This window comes from Bradyrhizobium sp. LM2.9, assembly GCF_054056555.1.
The window spans coordinates 7,492,313-7,515,292 of record NZ_JBSRYJ010000002.1; the positions used below are offsets into that span (position 1 = coordinate 7,492,313).

The 22,980-nt window shown below is 58.8% G+C and carries 10 protein-coding genes and 5 pseudogenes; 10 read left to right on the top strand and 5 right to left on the bottom strand.

Annotated elements, in window-relative coordinates; all coding sequences use genetic code 11:
* Positions 1-55 precede the first annotated feature (55 nt).
* Positions 56-739: a response regulator transcription factor gene (locus ACVWW3_RS38005; RefSeq protein ID WP_456651302.1), complete on the bottom strand. Its 684-nt coding sequence runs from the start codon at positions 737-739 to the stop codon at positions 56-58.
* A gap of 3,260 nt (positions 740-3,999) precedes the next feature.
* Here ACVWW3_RS38005 and ACVWW3_RS38010 point away from each other — a divergent pair.
* The 4 genes and pseudogenes from ACVWW3_RS38010 to ACVWW3_RS38025 all read left to right on the top strand — a co-directional run.
* Complete coding sequence (locus tag ACVWW3_RS38010) at positions 4,000-9,570, top strand: AAA family ATPase (protein WP_456672363.1); 5,571 nt, start codon at positions 4,000-4,002, stop codon at positions 9,568-9,570.
* 785 nt (positions 9,571-10,355) lie between these two features.
* Positions 10,356-11,315: pseudogene (locus tag ACVWW3_RS38015) on the top strand (IS5 family transposase); the annotation flags it as partial.
* Positions 11,316-11,400: 85 nt separating this feature from the next.
* A complete protein-coding gene (locus tag ACVWW3_RS38020; protein WP_456672364.1) occupies positions 11,401-12,534 on the top strand; it encodes an IS3 family transposase in 1,134 nt (377 codons plus the stop codon).
* A gap of 51 nt (positions 12,535-12,585) precedes the next feature.
* Positions 12,586-12,984, top strand: a pseudogene (locus ACVWW3_RS38025) (IS5/IS1182 family transposase); the annotation flags it as partial.
* A 114-nt stretch (positions 12,985-13,098) separates the two neighbouring features.
* Here the strand turns inward: ACVWW3_RS38025 and ACVWW3_RS38030 are convergent.
* Positions 13,099-13,742 (bottom strand): annotated as a pseudogene (locus ACVWW3_RS38030) (FMN-binding negative transcriptional regulator).
* An 837-nt stretch (positions 13,743-14,579) separates the two neighbouring features.
* On the opposite strand from ACVWW3_RS38030, the gene ACVWW3_RS38035 reads away from it, so the two are divergent.
* From ACVWW3_RS38035 to ACVWW3_RS38050, 4 genes and pseudogenes are all read left to right on the top strand, one after another.
* Positions 14,580-15,644 carry a pectate lyase family protein gene (locus tag ACVWW3_RS38035; RefSeq protein ID WP_456672365.1) on the top strand — a complete coding sequence of 355 codons (1,065 nt, stop codon included), beginning with the start codon at positions 14,580-14,582 and terminating at the stop codon, positions 15,642-15,644.
* Complete coding sequence (locus tag ACVWW3_RS38040; RefSeq protein WP_456672366.1) at positions 15,589-15,927, top strand: hypothetical protein; 339 nt, start codon at positions 15,589-15,591, stop codon at positions 15,925-15,927. Before ACVWW3_RS38035 ends, ACVWW3_RS38040 begins: the two co-directional genes overlap by 56 nt.
* Before the next feature lie 408 nt (positions 15,928-16,335).
* Positions 16,336-17,265, top strand: coding sequence for a TauD/TfdA dioxygenase family protein (locus ACVWW3_RS38045; RefSeq protein ID WP_456651300.1), 930 nt, complete (start codon positions 16,336-16,338; stop codon positions 17,263-17,265).
* Between the two features lie 873 nt (positions 17,266-18,138).
* Positions 18,139-18,652, top strand: a pseudogene (locus ACVWW3_RS38050) (transposase); the annotation flags it as partial.
* Between the two features lie 336 nt (positions 18,653-18,988).
* Here the strand turns inward: ACVWW3_RS38050 and ACVWW3_RS38055 are convergent.
* Positions 18,989-19,234, bottom strand: a complete 246-nt coding sequence (locus tag ACVWW3_RS38055; protein ID WP_456651299.1) for a hypothetical protein — start codon at positions 19,232-19,234, stop codon at positions 18,989-18,991.
* A 104-nt stretch (positions 19,235-19,338) separates the two neighbouring features.
* Here ACVWW3_RS38055 and ACVWW3_RS38060 point away from each other — a divergent pair, with 104 nt between their 5' ends.
* Entirely contained in the window at positions 19,339-20,613 is a 1,275-nt protein-coding gene (locus ACVWW3_RS38060) for an IS256 family transposase (protein ID WP_456651298.1), read from the top strand.
* A 197-nt stretch (positions 20,614-20,810) separates the two neighbouring features.
* Positions 20,811-21,323, top strand: coding sequence for an Hcp family type VI secretion system effector (locus ACVWW3_RS38065; protein ID WP_456651297.1), 513 nt, complete (start codon positions 20,811-20,813; stop codon positions 21,321-21,323).
* A gap of 296 nt (positions 21,324-21,619) precedes the next feature.
* Here ACVWW3_RS38065 and ACVWW3_RS38070 read toward each other — a convergent pair.
* Positions 21,620-22,102 (bottom strand): annotated as a pseudogene (locus tag ACVWW3_RS38070) (radical SAM protein); the annotation flags it as partial.
* A 170-nt stretch (positions 22,103-22,272) separates the two neighbouring features.
* On the bottom strand, positions 22,273-22,971 hold the full coding sequence (locus ACVWW3_RS38075; protein ID WP_456651296.1) for a helix-turn-helix domain-containing protein: 699 nt from the start codon (positions 22,969-22,971) through the stop codon (positions 22,273-22,275).
* Positions 22,972-22,980: the final 9 nt, after the last annotated feature.

The following is a 22,980-nucleotide window of genomic DNA, read 5'->3' on the forward strand; positions in this document are numbered from 1 at the left end:
AAGCATGACGGCCAGCAGAAGGATGCGCGTGTACGACGAAATTGTAAAATCATACCTAGGTTTGTACCCTGAAACGGTCGGTCCCAATTCCCAGCCTCTCAGCCATCCTGATCAAATCGGCTAACGATCGAGCTCCCATCTTCTTCATCACGTGACCGCGATAGATTTTGACTGTAATCTCGGCGAGCCCGAGTTCCGCGGCTACCTGTTTGTTCAATAGGCCGGCGGCAACCAGTTTCAATACATCCTGCTCTCGTGGACTTAGGGCCTCAAACAAGGACTGCAGCCTCCTGACCACCTTGTCTACACCTCGTCTCTTCCGATCCTGTTCGATAGCTGCGACTACGCCATCGAGTAGTTCCTGATCGCGAAACGGCTTGCTGAGAAAATCGATTGCTCCACTCTTCATGGCTTTGACGGTCATCGGAATATCGCCATGAGCGGTGATGAAAATGATGGGAATGTGAATCTTCAGTTTGGCTAACTCACTCTGGAGCTCAAGGCCGCTCAATCCCGGCAGCCTGATGTCAAGCACAAGGCAGCTAGGAACATCAGGGAGCTCGCTCTGGAGTATTTCCCGGGCCGATCCGTAAGCAACGACATCTAGACCGATCGAACGAAATAGGTTGACCAGCGATTCGCGCATTGAGAGGTCGTCGTCGACGAGGAAGACGCTCGGCCTCACCTCCGGCCCTTCGACATTTGCGGCTTCCTTCCGCGGTTCAGAGCGCTTGGTCACGATAAGAGCCTCATTTGTACGATTTACAGTAGAATTGTCGCCTCACTATGACTTTTGGTTGACCGCGTGCCTTTCGAGGCCTTTCGCGCAGTGCAAATCTTTGAGATTTTCCAGGTATGTGACGGGTCAGCCATTCGCGCCAGCGTGACGCATTACAGGAAAGTCTAGCAAAAACCGCCCGACTGGTCGAGAACTGCCTTTCGCGTCTGTCCGCCGTCGCGTTGGATCGGCCCCGCGGCATCGATCAAACGATCAGCAGCCGATCGAGAAGCACCGAATCCAGAATTTGAGGCGCTCGCTTTAGCATGGCGGCGCGTGTCGCCTGGCCTTCGCGAATGAGGCTGCAGCGGACGACCCATTATGCGGCTGAAGGATCAGAATGCCCGTCGCCTCGGTAGTTGAACGCGGGGGCGCGAGCTGAGCGAACTGGCGTGATTGTGCCTGTGCATGCGCCGATCCCGCCGGCGTTGAGATCGGCAAGCGGCGTAGACTATCGCACCCATACTAAGGAAAATAGACATTAGGAGGAGTAGCAGCGGCATCAGCACATGAACTCTTCTTTTTCCGTCGTCAGAGCGCCTGTGAGTTGCTCTTTGCGAGGTTGAGGAAAGCACCTTGCGCCGGCTTCGTACAACCTGACGCAGGGTGCGATTCAAGTCCTTTCCGTCATGTTTGTAGTAAAGATGCTCGAACTCGAGCTGCTGCAGGGGCGCTCACGTCCGTTCGTGTCGTTGCTTCCTTCACGAGGCTCGCACCCCAAGATGAGGCGGCGTAATCTGAATGGAGAGGCGGGACACACTCCGCTCGGTGTCCAGCTACGGACCAGTTCGCCAAAACGCAGTTGTATTTGCTCTCCCGCATCAGCCAAACAACCGCTGATCCAGCGAAAGAATCATTCTCCTACCAGAATTGGCGGACATCATAGGTCCGTGCCGGGCGCCTTGAAAATTCGCTCTTTGACCTACATAGGAACGACAAAACGCGCCCCGAGCGGTCAACCTGAAGCTGTTGTTAGACCTGCCAGTAGCTCATCGATTTGCTCAGGGCGTACGGCCCAGGCAGGGTCATTATGGGCGGCCCGACGCACTCCGTTGAGAAGAAAGTGCGTCGGGTTCGGCCCACATCGCTAGTACATCCGTGGTGACGCTGCCTCCGATGAAGCAACCAGTCGCGGCGAAACTGAGACTCGCTCAGCAAGGCAGAGTAGGTAGTGACTCCCTGCTACTTCGCACCGGCCAGGAAGGGCTTGAATCGTTCGTAGCGTCAGGTTGTACGATGCCGGTTTAGATCTATCGAGTTGGCAAAGAAGGCGTTCCGCTGTTCTTCATTTTGATTGCAATTCTCTTCACCGGTTTTGGGGTAGCTTACGCCTTTTGAACAGCGGTTCAAGCAGCGAGAACTCTCTCGGATCTATCGGCTTCGCATGGCCGGCACTCGCCCTCCTGCGAACCGAAGCGAGCGGCATTCCGATCAGCGAGGTCCTATAGGGCGCTCGGTGAGCATCAGGGGTGCCTTTGTCACGGGTCAGTTGCTCTATCAATGGGAGCAGGAATGAAGAGAATAGTTATGAGCGCGGTTTCGCTCACAGTGGCTCGCAGATCCGCCCTTGATGCTGTGGTTCAGAGTCGATCTGCATGGCGCCTTCCAACAATGGAGCCACGAGTGAACGTCAATCTCGAAAATGGCACCGCGCTTCTCGGCCGGATTTCTAGCCTGAGCGCCCCTGCGGCGTTTGTGTTCAGCGACTCGACCGAGCATCTTGCTTCTCCTTGGGCCTTAGAAGCACGCCTTCATGGCCGATTGTGGAGCAAACTTCTTTGGCGGCAGTGCTGTTAAGCGTGGGCAAACTCTCGGGCCGCCTTCTGAAAGGGTCGTTCCACATGCCAGATATCAGCGAGGCGATCGCCGAGCTCACCGATCGACTGATCGCCTCAGAGCGGTTCGCACCATCGTCAACCGGGGAAGCGACATTCCGCCTGTCAGCGTAAGTGCCCCGCCGTCCGGTATTCCTCGGCCGGCATCGACCTCAGATCTAGGGACTCCCGGAGATCGACAGCTTCGTGCAGGCCTTGAGGGGAATAGGCCGAGCTGATACCGCGCCAGTGCGGTTTCAGTTCGAAAAAGCAATATCGACCGCGCTTATGTCCGCGGGGTCGGCGGAAAGGTCAAGCTGTTCGATTTGCTGCAATTGGACCGAGCGCTCCGAGCTTTAGTACATCCGATTTTCGAGGGGCTCATGCTAATCAGGAAGCTGCTTCAGTTCTTTGGCTCAAGTAGCTCGATCAGGCGTTGTGATTCATTGATCCGTCAATGTCCAAACGCGCCGCCGCATCACTGGATTCGTCTCGTTTGGAGTTAAGTCTCTGCTTCGATCGTGAATCAGGCTCGTGACTAGCGTCTGAGAGGCGTTGTCGAAGGGGCGGCCTTCCTCAAGTGCAATATTGTGTACGGCGAGCTCCTTCAATATGTCGGATACACAGGCTCTGTGCTTCCTTAGCTCGGTACGGCGACCTCAATGTCGCCGCGTTGCTTGCTTCATGGGGACAGCATGATCAACAATTCACAGATAACGCCGGGACGGACCGGGCGCACGCTAAGGCCCTGACAGCGCGCGCCGGGACGGCTTCGAAACTAGACACTTTTCTCGGCCCAATGCCATGTTAGTTTGGTGCTGAAGACTGAGCGCGTCGATGGTATGGTCGCTTGCTCGAAAGACATACTCGGACGACGTTGTGCGAAGGAAGTTGTGGCGCTCGGGGCTTCAGTTCGCTAGGAGATCTCGCAATTGGCTCATGGGATGGCGTTGCGCATCGCGGCCCGGACGCTCAGGCCGATGCAGCGCTCAGAAGCCGGCGTCCAATGGCCTCGCGCATTGTGCCGATCCTGGGCAAACCGATCAGCTTTCACATGTCATTGTCTGCTTGAGCGGTAGCAGCGATCTGGGCGCTGCTGCGCGTCGGGCAGTGGGCCATGGTCGGGTAACGGGCCACGAGCCGCTCTATCGAATACAATCCTTCACCCACACACTGCGCTAGTCGGCAGCGCCCGCCGCCGGTGCTGTGCAGGCCCGGCCGGCGCGCAGGATTGGGCTAGGATCGACACGGTCGGGCCACGTATTGGGTGTGTAAGTCGCATCTCGGCGTGCCGCGGTCCACTCTTTGGCGGCCTTAATCGGTACTCGCGCCGTTTGCGAAGTCCCTTCACAAGCTCGCCCCATATGTGTCAGGTTTCGGCTCACTCCTTATTGACCGGGCGGGCAAATGCCGCGGGACCCCCTCAGCCGAACTCTGTTCGGCTCAAATGTCGACAGTGACATCCAGCCCCTGTGGGAGGACGGTGATCGCGCGTTCTGCCGTGCGTGGCGCCGGCAAATCCATGGCAGCAGGGCTGTCGTGCTTGTCGTGCGGCCCATCACGGAACACCCAGCGACGCTCGACCGCCTCGCCCATGAGTGTGAGCTGACGGAGGAGCTAGACGAGTCCTGGGCGGTGCGGCCGTTGGAACTCATCCGCGAAGCTGGTCGGACTATGCTGGTCCTGGAGGATCCATCCGGCGAGCCACTGCTAAATTTACTCGGGATCCGTATGGAGCCCAAGCGCTTCCTGCGCCTCGCTGTTGGTATCGCGAGGGCCGTGGGCAAGCTTCACCGGCACGGCTTGGTCCACAAGGACCTGAAACCCGCTCACATTCTGGTCAATTGTCCTGACGAACAGGTGCGACTCACTGGGTTTGGTCTGGCTTCCCGTCTTGCCCGCGAGCGCGTGCCGCCTGAGCCTGCCGAGTTCATCGCCGGCTCGCTGCCCTACATGGCGCCAGAACAGACCGGACGAATGAATCGCTCGGTCGATTGTCGCAGTGATCTCTATTCACTTGGCGTGACATTCTACCAGATGCTGACCGGCGCGCTGCCGTTCACGGGCTCAGATCCCTTGGAGTGGATCCATTGTCATATTGCAAGAAAAGCAATACCGCCCGTCGAGAAATCGCAAAACCTCCCCGAGCCGATATCTCAGATTGTGATGAAACTCCTCGCGAAAACCGCCGAGGAACGCTACCAGACTGCCGCTGGCCTTGAGCACGATCTGCAACACTGTCTCGCAGCATGGGCCAACCACGGTCGCATCGACCCGTTTGAGCTCGGCACAGACGACACACCTGATCGGTTGCTCATCCCCGAAAAGCTCTATGGCAGAGCCCTTCAGATCGAGGCTTTGCTTGCCTCTTTCGATCGCGCGGTGAAGAGCGGCGCGCCGAGGTTGGTGCTCGTCGCTGGTTACTCCGGTGTCGGTAAATCTTCGCTCGTCCAGGAGCTACACAAAGCGCTGGTGCCCTCGCGCGGGCAGTTGGTGTCAGGCAAATTCGACCAGCTGAAGCGCGACGTTCCTTATGTGACGCTAGTGCACACGTTTCAGAGTCTTGTCCGTGCTCTTCTCAGCAAAAGTGAGGGCGAACTCGCCACCTGGCGGCAAGCGCTCCGGGAGGCGCTCGGCGCGAATGGACGACTGATGGTCGAATTGATCCCCGATCTGAGCCTGATCATTGGCGAGCAGCCCTCGGTTGCTGAGCTTCCAGCCCGGCAAGCGCAGATTCGTTTCCAGCTGGTGCTTCGCCGCTTTATTGGCGTGTTCGCCCGGCGAACCCATCCTTTGGTGCTCTTCCTCGACGATTTGCAGTGGCATGATGCCGCAACGCTCGACTTGATCGAGGATCTCCTGACCCAGTCGGATCTGCACCTGCTGCTCATTGGAGCTTACCGCAGCAACGAACTTGATGCAGGCCATCCACTCAAACGCAAGCTGGACTCCATCAGGAGAGCCGACGTAAATTTCGAGGAGATCACGCTCTCGCCGCTCACTGCAGACGATGTCGCGCAGTTAGTCGCGGATACCCTTCGCTGCGGACTCAAACGCGCTGCCCCGCTTGCAAAGTTGGTGCATCAGAAGACGATGGGTAATCCGTTCTTCGCCATTCAATTCCTTTCTGAACTGGCCGAAGAGCAGCTGTTGACGTTCGATCACGAGTCGGCGCGCTGGCGATGGGATCTCGAGCGTATTCACGCAAAAGCGTACACCGAGAACGTCGTAGATCTGATGCTCGGCAAGCTCATCCGCCTGCCCGAGGAAACGCAGGACGCGCTGCAACAGCTGGCCTGTTTCGGCAACATCGCCGGGACGGCGGAGCTTGCGATCGTGCTCGAAACTTCGCAGGAGCAAGTGCATGCGACCCTGTGGCCGGCGATCCGGCAGGAACTGATCGCGCGCCACGGAACAGTCTACCGCTTCCTCCACGATCGCGTTCAAGAGGCGGCCTACTTGCTGGTGCCGGAATCCTCGCGCGCTCCTGCCCATCTGCGGATCGGTCGGATGCTGGCGGCGCACGCCCCTGCGCACAAACGCGAAGAGGCAATCTTCGACATCGTCAGCCAACTCAATCGAGGTGTCGCGCTAATTGCCTCCGGTCAGGAGCGTGAGCAGCTCGCAGAGCTGAATTTGGTCGCAGGGCAGCGTGCCAGGGCGTCGGCGGCCTACGCCTCGGCACTCACATATTTCACCGTCGGTGCTGCGCTGCTCGCGGAGCACTCTTGGCGAAGGCGCCACGAACTCGCGTTTGCACTGGAGACAAGCCGGGCGGAATGCGAATTCTTGGTAGGCCACCTGGACGTTGCAGAGAGCCTCCTGTCCGCTCTGTCGAAGCGCGCCTTGAACGGGCCCCAGCGAGCAACGGTCGCCTGTTTGCGGGTCGATCTTTACTTGACGCTCGGTCAGCACGGGCGGGCAGTGCTCACAGGGCTCGAATATCTTCACGACGTCGGGATCGAGTGGTCGCAGCATCCGACGGACCAGGAAACATTAGCCGAATATCAGCGGATGTGGTCGCAGCTGCCCAACGCAATCGAGGATCTTGCTAGTTTGCCTGCAATGACAGATCAGACCGCGCTCGCCACGCTTGCCGTCTTGACGCGGATTCTTCCGCCCGCAGGTTTCACGGACGCCAATTTATCCGCTTTGGTCATCTGCAGAGCTGTCACCATCAGCCTCGAATACGGCAACACTGATGCTTCTTGCGCCCATTACGCATGGCTAGGCCGAATCTTGGCCGGGCGCTTCGGTGACTACCAAGCAGCTGACAAATTTGGTCGTCTTGCTTGCGACCTGGTTGATCGCGGTGAGTTCTCCCGCTTTCGGGCTCCCGTCTATTTGGCCTTCGGGTGCAACGTGATCCCGTGGACGAAGCCCCTAAGAGGTGGCCGAGTTTTGATTCGGCGAGCGCTCGCAGCTGCGGTCAGCAGCGGCGATGTCATCTATGAAGCGTACAGCTTGCTTCATCTAACCTCAAATATGATGATGGCCGGAGATCCCCTGAAAGAGGTGCAGAACGACGCAGAGAAAAGTTTTGCTGCGATACGGAATAGAAAGGTTCAGTTTGCTGCTGATGGCGTAGCCGCTCAGCTCGCAATCATTAGAAACATGCGCGGCCTCACGCGCTCATTCGGTTGCTTCGATGACCAACAGTTTGACGAGCTAGACGTCGAGCGATCGTTGGCACGGAGTCCGGAGCTGTCACCTAGCGAAACCGTCTACTGGATCCGCAAACTTCAGGCGCGATTTCTAGCCGGCGATTATGCTGCGGCTGTTGATGCTCGCTCCAAGGCGGAGCCCAAATTATGGACTATGCCGACGGAGCCCTTGATCGCGGAGCTTCACTTCTATGGTGCGCTGTCTCACTCATGTTACTGCGACAAGCTAGGCGAAAGCGAACAACCGCAGCATTGGGATATCATTGATGCCCATTACAGACAGCTGCAGATATGGGCGACGAATTGCCCTGAAAATTTTGAGAATCGGGCTGCCTTGGTCGGCGCTGAAATTGCAAGGCTCGAATACCGGGATGCAGACGCAATGCGACTATATGAACACTCAATCCAGACCGCAGCACGCAACGGTTTCGCCCACCACGAGGGAATCGCTTGCGAACTTGCAGCGCGCTTTTATGCTGCGCGCGGTTTTGACAGAATCTCCCGGGTTTACCTGCAGGACGCGCGGCGCGGCTACCTTCGTTGGGGAGCAGATGGCAAGGTGCGTCAGCTCGACGAGCTGAATCCCCATCTCAGCCATGAGGAGACCACTCCTGCCATGAATGGAATGAGGATCGGAGCTCCGGTTGAGCATCTTGATCTCGCGACGGTGACAAAAGTGTCGCAGGCGATTTCCGGCGAGATTGTTCTCCAAAAACTAATCGACACGCTTATGCGGACTGCCATTGAGCAGGCCGGCGCCGAACGAGGTTTGTTAATTCTGCTGCATGGAGGCGAGCCACGGATCGAGGCGGAAGCCACAACGGTAGCGGATGCGCTGCTTGTAACGGTGAATGAACAGCCCGTAACTCCGATGGCGCTTCCCGAGTCCGTGCTGCATTTCGTCCTACGCGTCCGCGAAAACGTCATTCTCGAAGACGCTGCCGCCGAGCCTTCATTTGCGGAAGATCCGTATATCCGCGAGCGCAAAGCGCGTTCTATTCTTTGCCTGCCACTGATCACGCAGGGCAAGCTGATCGGTGTACTTTATCTGGAGAATAATCTCGCCGCGCGCATATTCTCGGCTGCCCGCAACTCGGTGCTGAAAATGCTTGCCTCGCAAGCTGCAACAGCGCTGGAAAACAGCCGGTTGTACAGCGAAGTTCAGCAACGGGAGTCGAAAATCCGGCGCTTACTCGACGCTAACGTCATCGGAATATTTATCATTCGCGAAGGAGGCGAGATCATCGAGGCAAATCAAACCTTCCTCACGATGGTAGGATACGACCGAGAGGATCTCGTCGCGGGGCGAGTGAACGGTCTCGACCTGACACCGCCAGAATGGCACGAGCGCACACTGAATGCTGGAAGAGAAGCAAAAAGGACCGGAGCTGTTCAGCAGTTCGAGAAAGAGTATGTCCGCAAGGATGGCAGCCGCGTGCCGGTGCTAATTGGCCTCGCCGTATTCGATGCGCGAGACGACCAAGGTGTTGGCTTCGTCCTCGACCTGACAGAGCGAAAGAGAGCGGAAGCGGAAGCCCGTGAAAGCGAACGACGGTATCGCGAGACTCTGATGGGGCTGGCACACGCCAATCGGATCACGACAATGGGACAGCTGGCCGCCTCAATCGCCCATGAGGTCAACCAGCCGATTGCCGCGATCAGAAGTAATGCGGGGGCGGGGCTAAATTGGCTCGGCGCTCAACCGCCAAATCTGGAAGAAGTTCGGCAGACCTTCGGTTTGATTGTCCGTGACAGTATGCGTGCAGGGAACGTGATCCGTCGGATCCGCGCTCTTATGAATAAGGCTCCTATGCAAACGGAGCTTCTCGCAATTGACGAATTGATCTTAGAGGTGCTGGCCCTAGTTCGCGCGGAACTTGCGAAAAATGATGTATGGGTGCAAACGCGACGGACTGAGGCGTTGCCGCTCGTCCGCGCAGATCGCGTCCAAGTCCGGCAGGTGATTCTCAATTTGATCACGAACGCCATCGAGGCCATGAGCGAGATCAACGAAGGTGACCGCGAGTTACTGATCAGTGCGCGGACAGATGACTCGAATAACGTAGTGGTCACTTTTCGGGATACAGGTCTAGGAGTCGATCCGAACAGCGCTGACCGCGTGTTCGAGGCGTTTTACACCACCAAGTCCGAAGGCATGGGCATGGGGCTGGCCATTTGCCATTCTATTATTGAGGCGCACGGAGGCCGGATATGGGCGGGCGCCAATGATCCTCGCGGGGCCGTCTTTCAGTTCAGCATGCCGGTTGCGCCGGAGGGCGTGGATCGGTCGGAACAGGTTTCTTCAACGTCTTAGGCTCGACTTCGATATCGAGCAGGGCGCTCCGGGAGCCCCGATCATCGTGACAGAAGCGAGCGGCGAGACCTCGCGGATTTGAGACATTCGCTTTCTTACTGCCCATCAGTGTTGGAGCGAGCGCAGATTGTCGCGAATTGTCAGAAGATCTGCAGTCTGACCGTAACGTCCAGATTCAAGACGCTTTGAGCGCTTCCTGCAAGTCTCTTGAGACTTGCAGGGCGTCAAGCGGAATCGGACGAAAGCTGCACACGCAGTGTTCGAGAGAATGACGGCAATCGTCCTCCGCATCTTTGTTTGAGTCGGAAGGGCGACATCAATGCGGAGATCTACTTTAATTGCATGCAACCTTCGCCTGTGGCTGTGCAGAGTTTCAGTGTGGCTGATCAGTTAGCGCCAATCGCAAGATTCCGTACTAAACTGGTTTAGCAACGGGAGCCGGCGCAGCCTCCTTGAATCGGATCTCAATGCAGAACATTCCTGTCAGGCGCCCCGAAGCAGGCTCCGGATTGCGACCGGTGTACCGCTCTTCTTCTCCGGAGTTGGCGTTGGGCCTCGCGCCGCTGCTGCCGCTCGCAGCAAGCGATGGCCTCGTGTGTGGTTTTCTGTGCTCTGTAGTCGTCCGTGAAGTTGGGCTAAGCGACTGAGCCAGAATCGCATTTGTCTTTGTAGACTGATTTGGGATTGCAGGGATTTGATGCTTCGGGCATCGGAAGCTTGCGATTTCATTTTCAGGATTCCGTCGAATCGCCAGTCATGATTCCGTGGTCGCATCGGAGGTGGCGATGCGACCGAAGAAGCACAGGACGACGGGATCGGGCGATCTGTTCCGGGCCAGGCTGGACCAGATCATCAACATGAAGCACGAGCTGGTTCAGCTCGCCGGCAAGGTCGATTGGGACTGGATCGACGGCGAGATCGCGCCGCTCTATAGCGAGAACGGGCGTCCGGGCATCGCGACCCGCTTCGTGATCGGGCTGCTCCTGCTCAAGCACATTTACGGCCTGTCCGATGAGGGTGTGTGCGAGCGTTGGGTCCACGACCCGTATTTCCAGTACTTCACCGGCGAAGAGTTCTTCCAGCACGCGTTCCCGCACGAGCGCTCGGACCTGAGCCACTGGCGCAAGCGGCTCGGCGACAAGCTGGAGCTGTTGCTGGCCGAGAGCCTGCGGGTAGCGCACGAGGCCGGCGCGTTGCGCAGCCAGGACCTCAAGCGGGTCACGGTCGATACCACCGTGCAGCCGAAGGCCATCACCTTCCCGACCGATGCCAAGCTGCTGCACGCGGCGATCAAGGGGCTCAACCGCCTGGCGAGGAAGCACGGGGTCAGGCTGCGGCAGTCCTATCTTCGCATCGCCAAGACCGCGGCAATGATGGCGGGGCGCTACGCTCATGCCAAGCAATTCAAGCGGCATCAGCGGCAGTTGCGCATCCTGCGCAGCCGGCTGGGCCGGATCATTCGCGATATCCGCCGCAAGATCGAAGGGCAGGCGGTGCTCGAGAACGCCTTCGCCCTCCCGCTCAGCCGGGCTTCGCAGATCCGCTCGCAGCAGCAGCGCCAGCGCGGCTGGAAGCTTTACTCCTTCCACGCCCCGGAGGTGGAGTGTATCGGCAAGGGCAAGGCAGCCGCGCCTTACGAGTTCGGTGTCAAAGCCTCCATCGTCACCAACAACCGCCGTGCTCCCGGTGGCCTGTTCGTGCTGCACGCCAGGGCGCTGCCCGACAACCCGTACGACGGTCACACCTACAGCTGGTCTCAGAAATCTGAACATCGCGATAAGTGGAGTTTCTGCCTGAATGCGGCGATAGTTGCCGCAGACAGGAGCGACGATGAGCAGACGATCCCGCCGAACCCATTCCCCGGCCTTCAAGGCGAAAGTAGCGCTGGCCGCCATCAAGGGCGATCGAACGCTGGCGCAGTTGGCCGAGCACTTTGATGTCCACCCCAATCAGATCACGGCGTGGAAGGCCCAACTGGAGGGCGGTGCCTCTGACGTTTTCGGGGCAGGTCCCGCGGCATCTGCCGGGCCGTGCCATCGACGTGAAGTCGTTGCACGCCAAGATCGGAGAGCTGACGCTGGAGAACGATTTTTTAGAAGGAGCGCTCACCAAGGCGGGGTTGCTGAGCGCAAAGCGATGATCGACCGTGAGCACGATCTGTCGATCACTAGGCAAGCGGAAGCTCTGAACATCAGCCGTGGCAGCGTCTATTACCTGCCGCGTCCGGTGCCCTCCGCCGACCTCGCGATTATGCAACGGCTCGATCGGTTGCATCTGGAGTATCCCTTCGCCGGTTCGCGTATGTTGCGCGGCCTGCTGGCTGCCGAGGGGTGCAAGGTCGGCCGCCGGCATGTGAAGACGCTGATGCGGCGGATGGGGATAGAGGCGCTCTATCGCCGTCCGCGCACGACCAAGTCAGAGCCCGGTCACAAGATCTATCCGTATCTGCTGCGCGGCATGGAGATCACACGGCCGAACCAGGTCTGGGCGATGGACATCACGTATATCCCGATGGCGCGCGGCTTCGTGTATCTCGCTGTCGTGCTGGATTGGGCAACCCGCCGGGTTCTCTCGTGGCGGTTGTCGATCACGATGGAGGCGGCCTTCTGCGTCGAGACCCTGGAGGATGCTTTGGCGCGTCACGGCAAGCCCGAAATCTTCAACACGGATCAGGGCTCGCAGTTCACTGGCGCGGCCTTCACGGGCCTGCTCACCAACCAAGCCATCGCCATCAGCATGGACGGCAAAGGGGCTTGGCGGGACAATGTGTTCGTCGAACGGCTGTGGCGCAGCGTCAAATATGAAGAGGTCTATCTGCGAGCTTACGAAACGGTCGGCGAGGCGCGAGCTTCGATTGGCCGCTATCTCGACTTCTACAACGGCCGACGTCCACACTCGAGCCTTGACGGCAGCACACCGGATCAAGCCTACTTCAACCAGCCGCCAATCCGCATGGCGGCCTAACCCCGGCAGACGCTCCACTTATCGACGCGGAGATTTTGTTCAGACAACCGGGACCAGCTCTCCTTGCGCGACGTCATCGACCGCACCGAGACGCTCACCGGCTGTGCGATCGAGCGGGCCTATGTCGACAAGGGATATCGCGGCCACGACGCACAGAATCCCCGTCGCGTCTTCATTTCGGGTCAAAAGCGCGGCGTCTTCGGTGTCATCAAGCGCGAGCTGCGCCGCCGCTCCGCCATCGAACCCATCATCGGACACCTGAAGACCGATGGTCACCTCGGCCGCTGCTACCTCAAAGGCCGCGCAGGAGACGCCGCCAACGTCATCCTCTCAGCCGTCGGCCACAACTTCCGCCGCATCCTCGCCTGGTTCAGGGCTCTTTGGTGCCTGATCCTGACCGCCCTCATCGCTGCTGCCAGCGACCGATCACCGCTTCAACCGGGTTGTTAACGGACGACTCTGTAAAAGCACCTGACGCGAGCAGGAACCGACCGCGGCCGGCGCATCGCTGTGCAGAAGGAGAGCAGTCGAGGATATGGAGAAATGCAAGTGGTACCGCGTTTTTCACAATACCTCGTTCGGGTTCGTCATCGCAATGAGGTGAGCCACACGACGGTCTTCGTCACGGTCGCTCTTCGATGACCCCTCGATGACGCCGGCGCGATCCGCCGCGTTGCGGTTCTGGCTCATCTTCCGCGTGCCATCGAACCGTGTAGTTTGCAATCGCAGACGGACAATCCCCTTAAGCTCCGTTCTGATGAAATCGGCAGGGGCGTCAGACACCGCTCAACGGTCTTTGCCCCAGCGCTCATGCACATCGGTCAGTCGCGTGACCGCCTTTCGCAGCCGATCGGCATCATCGAAGAATCGATCGGCCCATAGGCATGCACAGCGACATAGTTCCACGTAGGTACGGCCTCGCCTCTCTCGTGCTTGGTCACGTACCAGGAGGGGCTGACATAGGCCTCTGCCCCAGCGAAAATCGCCATCGCTTCGCCAGTGCGTGTCAGCTTCCACTGCGGAGTCGCACGCGCCACGTGGGCGAAAATCGTGCCCATGGAGCCTTCGCTCCCGTCGAGTACTACGGGCAGCATCGTTCCAACAAGCCCCTCGTGAGTAGCAGTGATCAGTGTCGCCGAGCGTGCCTCGCGCATCGTCTGATGAACGTCGGTGATATCGACAACTTGGAAGGAGGGCGGCGTGTACATCGGCGAAGCTCCCCGGCAGCCCGACGGAAAGCCGGGCGAGTCATGATTCGGACTAAGGTACGCCTCATGCTGGATCACAAAAGAAGCAGTTTGGTACGTAGTTTCAATCCTCCGCGCGCGCTAGGCCCCTGGGGGCGGTAAGACGAATTCGGCTCTTCGTGGCGATGACTGCAGCACATGAGCAGCTTCACCTTCGGGCTATGAGGGGGGACGACCAGAATTGCGGCTGAGCCGTTGCCGCATCAGCTCGCCGCGCCGTGAGTCGCAGGTTGGCGGTGACTGGCTGTGCTAGATCCGCCCCTTGGCACTGGTCGGACATATCAAAACCGGGAAATCGTAGCCATTCCGGTGGCGTGACATTGCCGGTCATGAAGTGTAGGAGGCGTCCGTCCGTGTGATGTGTCGGGCACGCGACATACGGGCCCAAGCTCGCCCATCTATATCGCACAAGAGGGGGTCTAACATCCGACGTGCAATCCAGGAAAACGAGGATCCCAGCCGCGCCGCCTATCTGTTTCCCGCGGGATGCGAATTATCATGCACCACGCGTTCTGGTGTTGGTTGAAAATGCCGAAGAGCTCAAGCGCCTCCCGCCGGTCCAGCAAAACGGTCAGGAGCAACGGCCCATCTTCCGAGGCCAGATGTGTTGCACCCTACAGTATTCCGCTGACGGGGCTCTCGAAGCATCGACCGCTGCTTTCATCGGCCGTGATTGGCTCAATGGCAACCAGATGCATCACAGCGGAGCCTGCGGCTGCGCATTTCGGTTGTTGCGTAGCATGGTTCCGATCTTCCGATCCTGCCTTATTGAGGACGATCTGATGGCGTTAACGCCGCATGCTGATGGCCTATTCCAGTTCAGCATTTGAGTTCGAGAGTTCAAGTCCTCGTGCGGATTTTCCGGGTAAGAGAGAGCACATGCCTATGAAGGACATGATGAAGCACATCAAGCGGTCGTTGTGCGTGCTCGGTGGACTTGCTGTCGTCGTCGGCGTCTCTTCCGTGCTCGGATCGAACAATGTGCGACCGGAAGCCCTCAAGGGCTTTGGCTCTGCAGCGACGGGCGGCCTTGGAGGCGAGGTAGTTCAGGTCAGATCAACCAAAGCTCTGAAGTATGAGTTATGTCGTTCGTACAGCTTCGGGCACTGCAATGACAATAGTCCGCGCGAGATCCAGGTAGCCGGAACCATAGACTTTACCGGTACGGAAGGGCAAGGCGAGGGGCAGGGTTGCCAATACGGCCGTGCTTGTTCGGCGCCTTACAAGCGTGAGTCCCTTCTCCTTATGGATGGCAACGATGCGCATTGCGATGGCAAGGAGAAGACATTGGTCGGCTTCGACAGGGCCGGCAAGCGCCCGCTGGAGATTGGCTCAAACAAGACGTTGATCGGCGTTGGCCCGAGTTCTACAATCAAAGGGAAGGGGCTACGCCTAAATGGGGGCAGCAATGTCGTTATTCGCAACCTGACCATCAGTGATATCAATCAGGGCGTGATATTTGCCGGCGATGCTATTGCAATTGCACGAGCCGACCTGGTTTGGATCGATCACAACCGATTTCATAATATCGGGCGGCAGATGATTGCCGGCGGCTTTGGCCCTACGACGAATATTACGATTTCCTGGAACGACTTCGATGGCAGCGATACCTATTCTTCCTATTGTAACGGGGAGCACTATTGGAATCTCCTGTTTCTTGGTGTCCCGCAGACGATCACCATCGCAAATAACTATTTCCATGAGATCTCAGGGCGGGCGCCGCACATTGACGGTGCGCGGGCTATTATTCATCTCCTTAACAATTACTTCCACAACACGAATGCGCAACAGAGCGGCGGATTCTTCCATGCAGTGGATGCTGGGACCATCTGTGCAAGTACTGATCGAGGGCAACTACTTTGACAACATTGAAACACCTATAAAGACCGGTAGTGGACATATCTTTGGTTTGTTGGGCAAACCCAGCCGGACCGTGCAGAACATCTGCCTCACCGTGCTCGGACGTCGGTGCATCGAGAACATCGCGATCCCAGTGCCGCGGATCAATGGCTTTCGCCTGGATGAAGCCGTAGTTCAATCGTTTGGAGCTCTTCCAAGGTCATCTATTCCTCTTCCATTTCCAGCCGATGATGTTTCGGCAGTGATCACGGCCAGGGCAGGTCCCGGACACCTTGAGAGCCGGTGATGGCCCGTTCGCAGAGGCGGCTCGAGACTGGCCGACGTCCGCAAATGTTAAGCGGAGGGCGCATACTGGACGAGAACAGTACGCACAGCTGGCTGCCCGACGTTGCACGAGGACCGTATGGCCTTTCTCTTCGGGTGCCGAGCGGTACATTTCCTGTCGATTATGCGCCCTATGCCTTTCGCCACCGACCCGGGTGGCGTTGGAAAAAGGGTGGGAGGTGGCATCGAGTTCCTGGCAAACTGTTCGACTTAAATCCGATCCTGTACCTGACGGACGTTCACAGCTCCGTTTTCCGACTGGCATGGTGCTTGCTCGAGAGTACCCCATAGCGCGAGGCTCGCCTTCGAAACCGAGTCACACGCGCCCTCGTTCGCTTAAAGAATCCGCAAAGCTTTGGAAAAATTCGCAATGAAACAAACGCCTTCGACCGAGAGTGTCATTCCACTGAGCGACTTCGTCAAGCGCGCAGCGCGCATCGGTGTTGAAATCAGAAATATCAAACTCTCGGGTGATTTGCCGAGCCAAACCATCGCTGGGATCAACAGCTTGCTGCTCGAACACAAGGTGATCTTCTTCCGCGATCAGGGGCATCTTGATGACGCGGAGCAGGAGCGATTTGCTGCTTGTTTGGGAAGGCTGGTGCCGCATCCGACACTCGGTAAGATCAATGGAACGGCCTCGATCATCGAGCTTGATTCCGCGCGCGGAGGTAGCCGGGCTGATGTATGGCACGCCGATGGAACCTTTCTCGCGGCGTATCCTAAACTTGCGGTGCTGCGAGCCATTGTGGTCCCATCGTCCGGTGGCGATACGATTTGGTCGAACGCTGTGGCCGCCTATCTGGATCTGCCGCGGCCGCTCCAACGGCTTGCCGACGAACTCTGGACCGTTCACAGCAACGCCTTCGACTACGCCGGGACCTGCCGTGTTCGCGAAATCGACCAGAAGCATTTTGATGAGGTCTTTACCAAAACGATCTATGAGACGGAGCACCCGGTGGTCCGTGTACATCCCGAGACCAGCGAGCGCGCGCTGGTGCTCGGCGATCTGGTGCAAAGGTTTATTGATATCCCAAAACGCGACGGTCAGAAGCTGTTTGATCTATTCCAGTCTCATATCACGGCTCCCGAAAACACCGTACGTTGGAGCTGGAAAGAAGGCGATGTCGCGATCTGGGATAACCGCGCAACGCAGCATTATGCGGTCAACGATTACGGTGACCAGCATCGCGTCGTTCATCGTGCCGCAATCGATGGTGACGCGCCCGTCAGCGTCGACGGTCGATGCAGTGTAACGCGCCTCAAGACGACGAAGCACACGTCCACGAAGGTTGCCTAGCAAGGCTCGGCAAATTCACCGATAGTGCACTGCTCTTATCGCATGTTCGCGCGAATAGATGTTTGAGAAGAGAAGTGAACCCAGCAGAACGCCACACGCCATTGGATGGGAGGGCTAACGCGCCGCAGACTCGGGAGGCGACATCCTTGCTGAAGTAAGATGCTAAAGCGTCTCGAAAATGAGTCAGCATTCGAGTGGCGCAAATCATCCGGCCGCGTTCGGTCGATTTGCCGCGGAAGGGGGCTCGTGTCCGCCGACCTTGCGCATCGCCTTTCGGCCAGCGCCACGACCATCGGACAGATATAGCGATTGCCGTAAAGTAGCAGCGCGCCTTTCTGGGAACTCGCTACCAAAAGCAGCTAGGTCTACCACAACGCGCGACAGTGCGGAGGAGACCGCCAAGAGCAGAAGTCAAAAGCAGATTGACCCATTCGCAAATTCGAGAAGCTCCGCGAAAAAGGTGCGGCGTTCACTGGGCTTGGTCCTGCGGACACGATAGATCAGGAAGTGCATTTCATTCAAATCGATGGACGTGGAAATCACTATGCATCGTTGCGGTATAGCGCCAGTATCCATGCGGGCATACTTGGCTGGCGTAGTTGCTTTCATCTCTCGACCAAGTGCGAAGCCAAGAGAGCGTATTCTCCTTTCCCTGATAGCTAGTCTCGCCGGCAGTTCGAGCACCAGTGACCCGGAGATACAGCTTCTGTCAGATCCGAGCTTTCGGATCTCGGGATTGGAATCGCTGGCTGGACCCTAAACACGTTTGTCAACAATCAACTCGGTAATGCCGCCAGAAGCACCATCGCCAATCAACAATATCGGCCAGAATCCGACATTTAGTACAGTCGACTCTATGATCGTGACCTATGAAGCAGGCTTTATCGCAAGGCGGCCGGACGGGAGGCCAAGCTTTGCTATATGGGCCACGCCACCATGGAGAACCGGCATGGGCTGGCGGTGGCCGGCAGGGTCACGCATGCCAATGGCACCGCCAAGCGCCGGGCTGCGGAGGTCATGCTGAAGGCGAGACGCAAAGCCGCAGGTCGCCGCATCACGGCTGGTGAGGACAAGGCGTACGATACGGCCGATCATGTCGCCAATCTTCGCGCCATCGGCGTGACGCCGCATGTGATACAGAAACCAGGCCATCACCAAAACCGGCAAGAACCGTAACAGCGCGATCGACGAACGAACCACGCGGCATCCGGGATACGGCATGTCGCAATCACGCCGGGCGATGGTCGAGTGCATTTTCGGATGGGGCAAGCAGCATGGCACCATGCGCAAGACCAAACATCGGGGCATCGCTCGCGTCGCCGCCGACTTCCTGCTTAATCTGATCGCCTATAACCTGATCCGAATTCCAAAACTGCTCGCCGCATAGCCACCCCGCGCCGGGGCACACTCAATAACAAGCTAGAAATTACATCCAACTCTACCGCGCCGTTCCAAAAACGACCGGCGGAAAAATGAAAATTCCCCATTTAAGATTTTTCCGGCAGACTGTTAGAGCGAAGCGTCACAATTGTGGACCCGACGGAGAAGTATTGGACTCCCAGTTTTATTAAGATGAGTCCTCCTGTCCATGCTCAGCTGCGTAGGACTGTCAGTCAGATCGCGGCATCGAGAACCTGACGGAGCTTCGATCAATATACCGCCGCCGTCGGCCAACGGGATTCATTCGCAACGCCTTCGTGACGGAAGAGAATTGCGCCTTAGCCTATCCTGCCAATACCTGGAGCGACGACAGCGAGAGTTTTGCACGGTGCTGGTCTACGCGCTTCATGGCAATGCCGTCGTCGATAAGTCGACGGGCTATCGTGTGACGGGGCGGGCTATGCTCGACGTTGCGACGCGGGCCTTTCTCGATGTCGAGTGTCGATTGGACGCAGTCGGCCCCCTTGAGCCATAACAGATCGTCTTTTGTCCGCGACACCGCCATCACGTGATGTCGGTGCTTGGACATCCGAGGGGGATGTCCCGGGTTCTGTTGAATTTCTGAAGAGGTCGGCGTTGCCCACCTTGAGCCGGTAGGCTCGGGGTGCTGATTCCACAAAGGAGAGCAACGCCATGACGAGAGATATCACACTGGCTGGTTCGCCGGCGACCGGGGCTGTGGACGAAGCTTTTGCAGAAGTGCGGGCGAGCTTCGATCGGTTCTGCCTTGCGGCAGGGATCGAGGCGCTCGGCACGATGATGGAGGCGGATGTCACGGCGGCCTGCGGGCTGCGCCACGGTCGCGACGCGGCGCGGCGGGCGCACCGTTGGGGCCGAACGCGGGGACGGATCGGCTTCCACGGCGGCAAGATCGAGGTCGAGCGCCCGCGGGCCCGGGGCGTGGACGGCCGCGAGGTCACGATCCCGAGCTGGGAAACGGCGGCGCAGGAGGATTGGCTCGGTCGCTGGGCGATGAACCTGATGCTGATCAATGTGTCGACGCGCCGGTTCGGCCGCGCTGTCCGGCTGCCCGAGGGTGACGTGCCGGCACCGCCCGGATCGGGGGTTTCGAAGTCGGCGGCCTCGCGGAGATTCGTAGCGCTGTCGGCGGCGCGGCTGGCCGACTTCATGGCTGCCGACCTGTCCGCGCTCGACCTTCTAGTGGTCCAAATCGATGGGCTGCATCTCGGCGACGATCTCGTGCTGGTCGCCGCGATCGGGATTGACGGCGAAGGCAACAAGCATCCGCTGGCTCTGGTGGAAGGGGCGACCGAGAATGCCGCAACGGTTCAGGCCCTGCTGGACAACCTGGTCTCGCGCGGGCTCGACCCGACGGTGCCAAGACTGTTCATCGCCGACGGCGCGAAAGCGTTGTCGAAGGCGATCCGCCGCACCTTCGGTTCGGCCGCTGCGATCCAGCGCTGCCAGATCCACAAGGCGCGCAACATCGTGGAACGCCTGCCGAAAGAACATCATGCGGCCACCCGTCGGGTGCTGCGCCAGGCCTGGGAGCTCGATGACGCCGACAAGGCTGAAAAATTGATCCGCAATCTCGCGCGTCGACTCGACCAGCAATGGCCCGGCGTAGCGGCCAGCATCCTCGAAGGCCTCGACGAAATCCTGACTGTCGTCCGGTTGAAGCTGCCGAAGGAGCTTCGTCGATCGCTCGCCTGTACCAACATCGTCGAGAACATGATGGGCACCATTCGCCGCGTCACGCGCAACGTCAAACGCTGGCGGGATGCCGGTATGGCCTTGCGATGGGTCGCGGCCGGCATGATCGAGGCCAACAAGGGCTTCCGACGATTGAAGGCGCATAAGCAATTGTCGGTTCTGCGTGCGGCCCTTCAAGCTCACCACGATCGCATGACGATCAAGCCCGTTGCCCACGTCACGAGGGCCGCGTAACATTCACTCCGGCAACGTCGGCCCGACGTAGTTCAACACCGATCGGGACATCCCCACATCCGAGTGCTGTTGTTGACAGTCAAGAACCCAGAAAGCCCCAAGACAGGCCAAGGATGCGCACGGCCCTTGGCATGAATGTTGCGATAACGATCGTGCCCGAACATTCCGACGCATGCCAGAGATACGGAGGGACCAAAGTGTCACTTGAAGCTTACATCTCAATCAAGGGGTTGAAACAGGGCGACATCTCTAAAGATGCCTCCAAGCCGGACAGCATCGGGCAGGTCGCTAAGGGTGACTCAAGTAAACAAGGGAAGATCACGGTCGTCGGCTTCACCAGCGGCGTTGTCGTTCCACGTGACGTGACGAGCGGGGTCGCCACGGGCGCTCGCAACCACGAGCCAGTCCTCTTTACGAAGTTCTTCGATCGGTCCTCGCCGCTGCTGTGGCAGGCACTGGCCACCAACGAAGTGCTCGAACAGGTGGTCTGCGACTTCTATCGCACCGATTCGGCCGGCTTGCCGCAGCCGCAGAACTTCTTCAAAATAAGCTGGAAGAACGCAACGTTAGTCGCGGGCAAGGCCTATGTGCCGCTGACGATTAACCCACAGAACAACTTCTTCCAGAACATGGAAGATTGGTCGTTCACCTACAAGGAAGTCAAATGGGAGCACATTCCAGGCAGCACCAGCGGAGAGGATAAATGGTGACAAACGCAGCAGCGTTCGCACCGTCGCTGTCTTACTTGCCAGAGGTCCTCTCCGCAGGTCATAAGGGCGCTCCGACTTGCCCTCATACATCGGCCATACATCGAGAGCAGTAGCGCGCATTCCACGCGGTCGTCGCAGAACTAAGAGGCGGCCGCGCTGGGTGTGCATCAAAGTGGATGGCCGCGCGAGCTCACTGATGCTCAACAGGACCTCGGACGGCGTATAGTTTTGCACCGTCTTCAGCACCCCATAGACCGGACGTCGGTTCGTGACCTATTGCCGGCCTGCTGCTCGCCATCCTTCGAGACGTTGGTTGCGATCTTGCACTGATGCTTCTTGAAGTAGGGAATATGCGCGTAACCGAACACCGACAAGCGATCCGGACGGAATTCGATGCATTTGGCGACTGTTTCTAGGCTCGATTCCACGCTCTGAAGAGGCAGACCGTAGTTAAGATCGAAGTTGGGCCGGCCGACGCCGGCCCGCCGCAGGCGCTCAACGCACGTGGCGGTCTGCTCGATAATCTGCAGGCGGTTGATAGCGCACTCCACAACAGGATCGAAGCTCTGTACCCTCAGGCTCGCGCGATGGACTCCGCTGTAGCCCAAACCCTCCGCGATCGGCTCGGTCAGGGTACGCGGATCAATCTCTACGCCGATTTCGGCGTCGGGCAGCAAGAAATAGGAGAAGCGGAGCGCGCCGACGAGATCGGCGAAGGCCTCAGGTGACATGATCGTCGGCGTGCCGCCGCCGAAATGGATGTGCGAGATAGGAATCCGGTTTGGTCGTTTTGGGCTTCAACTCCGCCGCAGCAGTTGGCACACGTTTTGGCAACTCTGATCCTCCTGGCCGGAAACGCAGCCCGCGGCTTGATTGCGGCAAGAAAGGCCCGCCGAAATGCGTTCGGCGGGCCAAGTCGGGGAGGAGAAACGCGGCCGGGTGAAAGCGATCAGGCATCGAGATTGTGCAGGCGCTGGCGGTTGCGCAGTACGATCTGGCGGGCGCCGGAGAAGCCGAGTATGCGCTTTGCGTGAAGCTGCGAGAGCGCGCGCGATACGGTCTCGAGCGTGAGGCCGAGATAGTCGCCGATATCGCGCCGACACATCGGCAGTGCCATCATGCCGGCGACGGCGAGGCGGCGATCCATTTCGAGCAGGAAGGTTGCAACACGCTCCATCGCCGTCTTGCGCCCCAGCAGCAGCATGTGGTCTTGGGCGTGACGCAGCTCGCCCGCCGTCATGGCCCAGAGCTTGCGCGCGACCTGTACGTCGGTGCTGGCGGACCTTTCGATGCTGGCTCGCTCCATGAGGCGCACGCTGGTGGCAATAATCGCTTCGGCCGCAAGGCGATGCGTCTGGCCGGGTTCGAGTCCGAACACGTCACCGGGAAGATGGAACGCGCCGATCTGACGGCGGCCGTCGGAGAGCAGCTTGTAGCTGCGCACCGCGCCGGAGACGACCTGATAGACATATTCGGCGGGCTCGTCCTCGCCGTAGATCTCCTCGTCCTTGCGATAGGAGAACTCGGTGGCAACGAGGCCGGCATGGCCGGCGATCGCGCCGAACTGTTCGGAAACGGAACGCGCGGGAGCGATCTTACCGCCGATTTGGGTCTTAATCGCCTGGGTCTTGAGCGTCTGGGTCAGCATCTGCGCCAT